The organism is Polynucleobacter sp. MWH-Adler-W8, from assembly GCF_001889925.1.
In the GTDB taxonomy this organism is placed as follows: Bacteria; Pseudomonadota; Gammaproteobacteria; order Burkholderiales; family Burkholderiaceae; genus Polynucleobacter.
Map to the genome: position 1 here is coordinate 1 of NZ_LZFI01000019.1, position 8,990 is coordinate 8,990.

Below are 8,990 nucleotides of genomic sequence, written 5' to 3' on the forward strand. Positions count from 1 at the left end.
TTCGGGTGGCTTTTACTTTTTCTATACTTCTATTTATTACTCAATCCAAGTAACAAACTCTTCTTTAGGCTTCCTGACTTTTTTCAAGTTAAGTAACCAGTCTTCGTCTGCCTTTCTATATCCTAGCGGCAGCATGACAACACTGCGTAAACCTTTTGCTTTGAGGCCGAGGATTTCATCGAGGGCTGCAGCATCAAAGCCTTCCATTGGAGTGGAATCTACTTGTTCGTATGCGGCCGCAATGAGGGCGGTGCCGAGTCCAATATAAGCTTGCTTTGCAGCATGGGTGTAATTGGTTTCAGCATCTTTTTCGGTGTAACCACTTAGTAGCTTCTGGCGATAGATATCACCAGCTTCGCTTTTGAAGTTGCGCAGCTTCTCAGTCATATCAAATGATTGATTGATTCGGTCTGCTGTATAGGTATCCCAAGCGGCAAAAACGAGCAAGTGAGAAGAGTCGACTACTTGGGTTTGATCCCAGGAGATTGCTTTGATCTTTTCACGAATCGCTTTATTGGTAATCACAAGCACTTCATAAGGCTGCAATCCACTAGAGCTGGCAGTTAAACGAATAGCCTCCAGTATTTGCTCTACCTTATCCTGCGGTACAGACTTTGTGGAGTCCATTTTCTTGGTGGCATAGCGCCACTGTAATTTGTCAATTAAGCTCATTCTGATTTCCTTAGATTTAATCTAGCAATAGATGGCACAGTGTAGTTTATAACGGAGGCTAGTGCTAAACGAGCTAATATGTAGGCATTCAATCTCAAAAGACTGCAATATGAATCAAATTGAAATTATTCGAGATGTCAGTGATGTGATGGATGCTCTTGGAGTAGCCGTAGTGTCCATCGGTGTTTTATGGGGCCTCTTCTGTTTTGCAAAAGGTCTGATTACTCAGACGGCCGATATTGCTTATAAAACCTTTCGCATACAAATCGTGCGCTCGCTTATTCTGGGGCTCGAAGTCTTAGTTGCAGGTGATGTGATTCGGACGGTAGCCATAAGCCCAACATTGACTAGTGTGGCGGTACTGGGCGCCATCGTTTTGATTCGTTGCTTCTTAAGCTGGTCCCTGACTTTAGAGATTGATGGCCGCTGGCCGTGGCAAGCGCCTAGACCAGGTCAATCAGAATAAGTCACATTTGTCTTTAAACGAGAAAGGGAGTCGAAAGACTCCCTTTTGTTTTGCTGCAGATTAATTGTTGCTTACGCAGCAACTACTTCTTCTGGCTCAGTAACCGATGAACGAATGAGGTAATCAAATGCTCCTAGCGAAGCTTTGGCGCCTTCACCCATGGCAATAATGATTTGCTTGTATGGAACGGTGGTGCAGTCTCCCGCTGCAAATACACCCGGCAAAGAAGTTTCACCTTTTGCATCGACGATGACTTCACCGTGCTTGGATAAATCGATGCTACCTTTAAGCCAATCAGTATTCGGTAATAAGCCGATTTGGACAAAAATACCCTCCAGATCAATATTGTGCTCAGTGTTATTGGTGCGATCTTGGTAGCGTAAGCCATTGACCTTGCCATTGGCACCCAATACTTCTTTGGTGAGCGCGCTCATGATGACGGTTACGTTTGGCATGCTAGCCATTTTCTTTTGCAATACCGCATCTGCACGGAGCTTGCTATCAAACTCGATGAGAGTGACATGGCTAACAATGCCCGCCAAATCAATGGCAGCCTCAACACCGGAATTGCCACCACCAATCACCGCTACACGCTTGCCTTTAAATAAAGGGCCATCACAGTGAGGACAATATGCAACCCCTTTGCCGCGGTATTCTTGTTCGCCAGGCACATTCATTTCTCTCCAGCGAGCACCAGTGCTGATGATTACGGACTTGCTATTGAGTACTGCGCCGTTGGCTAATTCCACTTCAAGACCATGATTCGTTTTACGCAAAGCATTGGCACGCTGTAAGTTCATGATGTCGACTTCATAGCTCTTCACGTGTTGCTCGAGTGCTTGAACCAACTTAGGCCCTTCAGTTTCTTTTACGGAAATGAAGTTTTCAATACCCATGGTATCCATGACTTGTCCGCCAAAACGTTCGGCCACAATTCCAGTGCGAATACCTTTACGTGCCGCGTAGATTGCAGCAGCAGCACCAGCAGGCCCACCGCCAATGACTAAAACATCAAAGGATTCTTTGGCAGAAAGCTTTGCAGCCTCTTCTTTGGGGGTGGAGGTATCTAACTTAGCAACAATCTCTTCAACACTCATGCGGCCTTGACCAAATACTTCACCATTGAGAATCACAGTTGGTACAGCCATAATTTGGTATTGATCTACCAAGCCTTGATAAAGGGCACCATCAACCATCTCATGGGTGACGTTTGGATTAAGGGCTGCCATTAAATTCAGCGCCTGAACAACGTCAGGGCAGTTATGGCATGACAAAGAGATGAAGGTCTGAAAGCTGAGCTTGCCATCTAATTTAGTAATGCGATCAATCACCTCTTGCTCTACTTTGGCGGGATAGCCACTGGCCTGCAAAATAGCCAAAATGAAAGAGGTCATCTCGTGACCCATTGGTAGGCCGGCAAAGGTAATGCGAGCATCTTGATCAGTCTTGCTCACGGTAAAGCTAGGAATATGCTCACTCTTACCGTCAGTTTTTAAGCTGATCTTGTCAGACTGCTCAGCTACTTCATTTAAGAGCTCAAGCATCTGCTTAGAGCTGTCGCTGTCATCTAGGCTGGCTACTAGAACGATCGGGCTAACAATCTTTTCAAAATATACCTTTAACTGAGATTTGATATTGGTATCGAGCATGATGATTTCCTTGGGTATTTTTTTAGGTGAGTCTATTGGGCAGGATCTGGTCCTCTCCAATAGACTCTCTTAAAGAGAGTCTATTGATTACTGATTTAACTTAGATCTTGCCTACGAGATCCAAAGATGGAGTCAATGTTGCTGCGCCTTCTTTCCACTTAGCTGGGCATACTTCGCCTGGGTGTGCTGCTGTGTACTGAGCGGCTTTCAACTTACGTAAAGTTTCAGAAACGTCACGAGCGATTTCATTTGAATGAATCTCTGCTGTCTTGATGATGCCTTCTGGGTTGATGATGAATGTGCCACGCAATGCCAAACCGGCTTCAGGAATATGAACACCGAATGCGTTTGTCAAGGTGTGTGTTGGGTCGCCAACGAGCGGAAACTTTGCTTTACCAACAGCAGGAGAAGTCTCGTGCCAAACTTTGTGTGAGAAATGAGTATCGGTTGTTACGATATAAACCTCAGCACCCATTTTTTGGAATTCAGCATAGTTCTCAGCTGCATCTTCAATTTCTGTTGGGCAGTTAAAAGTAAATGCTGCAGGCATAAAAATCAGAACTGACCAGTGGCCCTTGAGGGATTCGTCAGTAACCGTTACAAACTTACCATTATGGAAAGCTTCGGTTTTGAATGGTTGAACTGCGGTATTAATAATGGACATACTGTGCTCCTAGTGTTGGTTAATCAATTTCTTTAGTAACTACTACAACTAGAGCAATTTTGAACCTCAGTTGTTTATTTGTCTAATGAATAAATTTGATATTTATGATCGAATTTATAGATAATTGATTCTAGGGTCTCCAGCCTGCTTAAAACAAGTTATTTCAAGACTCTTGAAGAAAATGACCATTTTTTATGGGTATTTGAAAGGCTCGGGTGAGCCTTTGGGCTGTAGTGGCCTTAATGCCATTAAAAGCATATTTTTTACTGATTTTGGAGAAATGACATGAGTTTGACGAAACATGGATTAATAGCCTTATCTATTACAGCACTTGCGCTCTTAAGTGCCTGCGTTACTGATGGCAAATACAATCAATTGGACCAGGCGTATAGCCAGCTTCAACAGGCCTACCAAGGTGATGAGGTGGAAATTCGTCAATTACAGGGCGAATTGCGCATTACTATTCGCGACAAAATTTTGTTTCCAGAGGGTGGCTATCGCTTAAATGCAAAAGCTGAGCAGGTTTTAGCAAAAATGGCGCCAACACTTTCTGGATTTAAAAATACAAAAGTGGTTGTTCGTGGCTATACAGATAATGTATCGATCGGAGCCGAGCTACGTAATCAAGGAATTGCTACAAACTTGGACCTCTCTTCAAAGCGTGCGGATAATGTAGTTGACTATCTTATTCGTAAGGGCGTTAGCCAAAGTTTGATTTCTGCGCAAGGCATGGGTGAATCTAATCCAGTTGCTTCTAATGCAACTCCAGAAGGTCGTGCACAGAATCGTCGTATTGAAATTACCTTGGTTGGACCAGGTAATTAATTCATAGCCCATATAAGGATAGAGAATGAAACATTTATTAAAGCTTAGCGCAGCAGCAATTGTTGCTATGGCGTTGACAGCATGCGGTACGCCCGATATCAAAACATCCTCAGCAGATTTTATAAAGGTGAACAACGGTATTTTGACAAGCAGTTATGGCAAGACCATTTACACCTTTGATAAAGACCAGGCTGGTTCAGGAAAATCCGAATGTGTGTCAACTTGTGCGAATAATTGGCCCCCAGTTTATGTAGAGCCAGGCATCATGCTCTCAGGAGATTTTTCTTCTATCGCCCGTAACGATGGTCAAAAGCAGCTAACTTACAAAGGTAAGCCACTGTACTTCTTTGTTAAGGACAAAAATCCTGGCGATAAGACTGGTGATAACGTCAATAATGTATGGCATGTTGTAACGCCATAGTCTTTCGTTTTTAAATAGATATATGTAATAAATGCCACCCTAGGGTGGCATTGCCTTTCATGAAAATACTTTTATCACTTCTTATTAGCTTTTTTGTGTCAGCAAGCTATGCTGAGGACTTATTGGTCCCCGTTTCAAAATTTGACAACGACTCTCAGCGGCTAACCAATAGCAAGGTGTTGGAATTTTGGGGTTATCACAATTACGACGGCAATGATAATTATCAAAATATTCTTAAGCTTCGCTATTACAAACCTTTAGCAGCCGGCGAGTGGCGTGGACGTATACGTCTGGATACTTCTTACGCCTCAAATTACAACTCTATTTCATCGGCTAATAATTCAGGGCAGTACAGTGCGGGCAACACCATGGTGACGGTATGGGGTCAAGATCAAACTTTTCTGAAGCCCTTGGGGGCTTTAGTTGGTGGTCGCGTTGTATTTCCATTTGGCAATAACGGTCAGTGGGCAGTGGGGCCTCAGTTAGGGTGGTCTTTTTTGCCTGAGGTGGACAGCCTTTTACATGTGACTGATTTCTCGCCCTTATTGCGCTATATGTATGGTTTTGACACCAAAAATAATAGCCAAGTCATTAATCCTAGCCAACCAGCGTTGGTAAGGAATCTCCAGGTGTTCCCAACTATTGGCTTCCAGCTATCCCCAAACACGATGTTGCGTTTTTGGGATGAAAACGGCGCAGTCTATAACTCTGCTGGTGGAGGCTGGTTTGTGCCAATGGATGCCATGGTGACACATCGTTTCGCAAGGAACTGGGTATTTGCAGTGGGGGCTAGCAAGCAAGTGGTTCAAAGTTATCACCAGTACGACTGGTCTACCTACGCGAAGGTCTCCTATAACTTCTAGAGCGCAAGCCTTTAAGTGTTAGGCCTACAGACTATAATTAGTTCCAAAATTTGTATTAACTATTTCCTCACCAATCTTATATTACATCGGTCCTTTTATGAATAAGAAAATTCTCCTAGCATTCTTATCAGTGTCTACATTATTTACTTCGATGGGTTTGGCTTATGCGGATGAGGAGCTTACGCCAATTCCTAGGATTTCTAATCAGTGGACTGTTGATGTAACGCCTTATGTCTGGCTCCCTAATGTTAGTTCTACACTCAACTACAAAGGTCAATACCTGAATACTGCTGATGCGAACATGAATAACATTATTAGCAATCTGAAGTCTGGGGCAATGATTTCTGGAGAGGCGCATTATGGTAGTTGGGGAATGATGGCTGATGTAGTCAGCGCTACCTTGCAAAAGAGCGGTACTACATCAGTTACTCCGGCGCCTGGTTACAACTTTAGGGTGGCGATGAAACCTACCCTTCAGCAAACCATGTTGACTGGCGCGGCTACATATAACCTTGTAAACAATAAAGACGCTAATGTTGATGGTTTGTTGGGAGTACGTTGGATTAGTATGACCGCCACGTTGAACCTCGCGCTTGACGGAACAAATTATTCATTGAGCGACTCAAAGACTGTAAGTACCGTTGATCCGATTATTGGCTTTAAAGGGCGCTATCGCATCGCAGATTCCACTTGGTACATTCCTTTTTATGCTGATATCGGCGGCGGAGGTGGAACTACTAATGTTACTTGGCAGGCAATGGCAGGCGTCGGCAAGACTATTGAAAAATGGGTTGATGTCTCCTTGGTTTATCGCGGCCTCTACTATGACATGAGCAGCTCAAAGACAAACGGTGCAGGTTTACTACAAAAGACGACCTTTCAAGGCCCACAATTATCAGCAACATTTCACTTCTAATCCTCAATTCATTAGAAATAAAACATGAACCTCACTCTAAAAATAACAGCTACCTTAGCGGCAGTAGGTGTTTTTGCATCCCCAACTTTTGCCCAAGAAATTCCTGCCCGTGCGGGTATGGTTGCTGCTGAGAAATCAGGTGCTGTAACTGTTTCTGCCAAGCCGGCCGTGGACAGCGTTGACATTGCTAAGAAATTAGCAAATCCAATCGCCAATATGATTTCAGTGCCGCTGCAATACCAATTTAGCCGCGGTGTGGGCCTAAATCAGGGCGGCTCCGAGCAAACTTTATTATTTCAGCCAGTCATGCCATTCAATTTAGGCGGCGGTGACACATTCATCGTTCGCCCTATTGTTGCGGGTGTTAGAGAAACTAGTGTGCAAACTGCGCCTGGCCAATCATTTTCTGGATACGGTATTGCTAGCGTAACTCTTGAGTCTTTTTATGCACCCAATACCAACTCCTCTTGGATTTGGGGTATTGGCCCGTATGCGCAATCACCATCCGGTAATAGCGGTAAGTTTGGCTCACAACAAACTGGTGCCGGCGTGACTGCTGTTGTCCTGAATCGCGAAGGTCCATGGACTTATGGCTTGCTTGGTTACCAATCCTGGAACGTAGGCGGCAATCCAACTTTTGGCACACAAAATAATTTGTATGGACAGCCTTTTGTTGCTTACACCGATAAACAGGCTTGGACATATACAGCCAATATGGAAGCGCAATATAACTACGATACGCATCGCACATCAAACCCTCTATATGTAGGCGTTTCCAAATTGGTGGTGATTGATGGCGTGCCTTTCTCCTTTGGTGCTGGTCCTATGTATTACGTCAGCAATACACCCGGTGGGCCATCTGGTTGGGGTGCGCGTGCTACGGCCACACTAGTTGTTCTTAAGTAATTTGCTGCAGAGTTTCCCACTTATAAAAGATAGGAAGTTAATCATGAAAAAACGGATGTTTAATAAATTACTAGCCACTTCGGTTTCAGTTACCTTGGCATTTGCTCCATTGGTGAGTGAAGCCTGTACTAGCTTCTTGCTCAAAGGTAGTGATGGTGGCTATGTTTATGGCCGCACAATGGAATTCGGTTTGCCTTTGAATTCTCAGTTAACTACCATTCCAAGAGCTTATGCCCATCAAGGGATTGGTGTTGATGGTAAGTACGGCTCAGGCTTGAATTGGAATTCTAAATATGCAGTAGCCGGCATGAATGCACTTGGCTTGCCTGAGTTGGTAGATGGCATGAATGAAAAGGGTCTCATCGGAGGTGTACTTAACTACCCAAATAGTGCTGCTTACCAGGTAGTTACCCAAGCTGACTCAGCAACAAGCATCAATTCAGTTCAGGTGCTCACTTACGTGCTGACAAATTTTGCTACTGTTGATGAGGTGAAGGCTGGTCTACCAAAGATTAAAGTCAATGGCGCGAAGTTGGCTGTTTATGGGAATCAGACACCACCAGTGCACTATACATTGCACGATGCCAATGGTAAAAGTATCGTAGTTGAGTACTCCAAAAATGGACTATCTATCATTGACAACCCAACGACTGTATTGACAAATGACCCTCCGTTTCAAGATCACCTCAATAGCATTGGAAACTATGCCAATCTCTCTAAGGTAGAGAAGCCACCACTAGTCATTAATGGAGCCACTTACGCAGCACCGAGTTCTGGCAATGGATTGCATGGCCTTCCTGGAGATTTCTTGAGCCCAAGCCGTTTTATTCGCGCACTATTTTTATCAAACTCAGTGCCAACAAACTTTACCAACGCCCAAATGGACGGTGCTGCTTGGCACATTCTAGGAAGCTTTGATATTCCTCCTGGATCAGTGACCTTGCCAGCTAGTAATCCTTATGGTGGCGGCACTGGCGGTTATGAGGTAACTGAATGGAGCATTGTGGCCAACAATAAAACTATGGTTTACAACGTCAAGATGTTTGAAAACAATAATACGTATGCATTTGATTTGAAAAAAATGGATGTGAATGCTAAGGAAATGAAGTACGTTAAATTAGCTCAGCCAAAAATTGTAGTCCCGGTTAATTAATGGATTTAAATTCGGCTATCTGATATTAATAAGAGGCTCGCTTGTCGAGCTTCTTTTTTAATTAGATTGATGATTGCAATTGAAGTATGGTTAGTATTCTATAAATGAAGGTTTGATAGAGGCCCCCAGTGAACCTAAAGTCTAAAATTATTTATGCCGTTGTATTAGGTCTTTTCTCAAGCCTAGCTTCAGCGGTTCAGTTGCTTGATCCGCCATCAACACCTAGGGTCACTAATATCACTGTGTTTGTGGCTAAAAAAATTGTCACGATGGATCCGGCGATTCCGAATGCAACGGCTGTTGCTGTTGCGGATGGGCGTATTTTGTCTGTAGGCTCTTTGGAAGACATGAAGCCTTGGACAAGCAAGTACCCAACGCAGATTAATAAAGATTTTGCTAATAAAGTCATGTACCCGGGATTCATTGAGCCACATGCGCACCCTTTGTTGGGCGTG

Annotated in this window: 10 protein-coding genes and 1 pseudogene; 8 read left to right on the plus strand and 3 right to left on the minus strand. The window is 43.9% G+C overall.

Annotated elements, in window-relative coordinates; translation table 11 throughout:
• Positions 1 to 36: 36 nt before the first annotated feature.
• Complete coding sequence (locus tag AOC28_RS11135) at positions 37 to 672, minus strand: NAD(P)H-dependent oxidoreductase (RefSeq protein WP_072584052.1); 636 nt, start codon at positions 670 to 672, stop codon at positions 37 to 39.
• A gap of 109 nt (positions 673 to 781) precedes the next feature.
• Between AOC28_RS11135 and AOC28_RS11140 the strand changes: the two genes are divergently transcribed.
• A complete protein-coding gene (locus tag AOC28_RS11140; protein WP_072584053.1) occupies positions 782 to 1,138 on the plus strand; it encodes a DUF1622 domain-containing protein in 357 nt (118 codons plus the stop codon).
• Positions 1,139 to 1,209: 71 nt separating this feature from the next.
• Here AOC28_RS11140 and ahpF read toward each other — a convergent pair whose 3' ends face one another.
• Positions 1,210 to 2,787, minus strand: coding sequence for an alkyl hydroperoxide reductase subunit F (gene ahpF / locus AOC28_RS11145; RefSeq protein WP_072584054.1), 1,578 nt, complete (start codon positions 2,785 to 2,787; stop codon positions 1,210 to 1,212).
• Between the two features lie 100 nt (positions 2,788 to 2,887).
• Positions 2,888 to 3,451, minus strand: coding sequence for an alkyl hydroperoxide reductase subunit C (gene ahpC / locus AOC28_RS11150; RefSeq protein WP_072584055.1), 564 nt, complete (start codon positions 3,449 to 3,451; stop codon positions 2,888 to 2,890).
• Positions 3,452 to 3,736: 285 nt separating this feature from the next.
• Between ahpC and AOC28_RS11155 the strand changes: the two genes are divergently transcribed.
• The 7 genes and pseudogenes from AOC28_RS11155 to AOC28_RS11185 all read left to right on the plus strand — a co-directional run.
• Positions 3,737 to 4,276 carry an OmpA family protein gene (locus AOC28_RS11155; RefSeq protein ID WP_072584056.1) on the plus strand — a complete coding sequence of 180 codons (540 nt, stop codon included), beginning with the start codon at positions 3,737 to 3,739 and terminating at the stop codon, positions 4,274 to 4,276.
• Between the two features lie 25 nt (positions 4,277 to 4,301).
• Positions 4,302 to 4,697, plus strand: coding sequence for a hypothetical protein (locus tag AOC28_RS11160; RefSeq protein WP_072584057.1), 396 nt, complete (start codon positions 4,302 to 4,304; stop codon positions 4,695 to 4,697).
• Between the two features lie 59 nt (positions 4,698 to 4,756).
• Positions 4,757 to 5,560: a hypothetical protein gene (locus AOC28_RS11165; protein ID WP_083564307.1), complete on the plus strand. Its 804-nt coding sequence runs from the start codon at positions 4,757 to 4,759 to the stop codon at positions 5,558 to 5,560.
• Positions 5,561 to 5,657: 97 nt separating this feature from the next.
• On the plus strand, positions 5,658 to 6,476 hold the full coding sequence (locus tag AOC28_RS11170) for a hypothetical protein (RefSeq protein ID WP_072584058.1): 819 nt from the start codon (positions 5,658 to 5,660) through the stop codon (positions 6,474 to 6,476).
• A 24-nt stretch (positions 6,477 to 6,500) separates the two neighbouring features.
• Positions 6,501 to 7,382 carry a hypothetical protein gene (locus AOC28_RS11175; protein ID WP_072584059.1) on the plus strand — a complete coding sequence of 294 codons (882 nt, stop codon included), beginning with the start codon at positions 6,501 to 6,503 and terminating at the stop codon, positions 7,380 to 7,382.
• Positions 7,383 to 7,425: 43 nt separating this feature from the next.
• Positions 7,426 to 8,535 carry a choloylglycine hydrolase family protein gene (locus AOC28_RS11180; RefSeq protein WP_143143941.1) on the plus strand — a complete coding sequence of 370 codons (1,110 nt, stop codon included), beginning with the start codon at positions 7,426 to 7,428 and terminating at the stop codon, positions 8,533 to 8,535.
• A gap of 128 nt (positions 8,536 to 8,663) precedes the next feature.
• Positions 8,664 to 8,990: pseudogene (locus AOC28_RS11185) on the plus strand (hypothetical protein); the annotation flags it as partial.

Coding starts and splice junctions, on each gene's coding strand:
- AOC28_RS11135 (WP_072584052.1), bottom strand. CDS start 672: ATGAGCTTAATTGACAAATTACAGTGGCGCTATGCCACCAAGAAAATG.
- AOC28_RS11140 (WP_072584053.1), top strand. CDS start 782: ATGAATCAAATTGAAATTATTCGAGATGTCAGTGATGTGATGGATGCT.
- ahpF (WP_072584054.1), bottom strand. CDS start 2,787: ATGCTCGATACCAATATCAAATCTCAGTTAAAGGTATATTTTGAAAAG.
- ahpC (WP_072584055.1), bottom strand. CDS start 3,451: ATGTCCATTATTAATACCGCAGTTCAACCATTCAAAACCGAAGCTTTC.
- AOC28_RS11155 (WP_072584056.1), top strand. CDS start 3,737: ATGAGTTTGACGAAACATGGATTAATAGCCTTATCTATTACAGCACTT.
- AOC28_RS11160 (WP_072584057.1), top strand. CDS start 4,302: ATGAAACATTTATTAAAGCTTAGCGCAGCAGCAATTGTTGCTATGGCG.
- AOC28_RS11165 (WP_083564307.1), top strand. CDS start 4,757: ATGAAAATACTTTTATCACTTCTTATTAGCTTTTTTGTGTCAGCAAGC.
- AOC28_RS11170 (WP_072584058.1), top strand. CDS start 5,658: ATGAATAAGAAAATTCTCCTAGCATTCTTATCAGTGTCTACATTATTT.
- AOC28_RS11175 (WP_072584059.1), top strand. CDS start 6,501: ATGAACCTCACTCTAAAAATAACAGCTACCTTAGCGGCAGTAGGTGTT.
- AOC28_RS11180 (WP_143143941.1), top strand. CDS start 7,426: ATGAAAAAACGGATGTTTAATAAATTACTAGCCACTTCGGTTTCAGTT.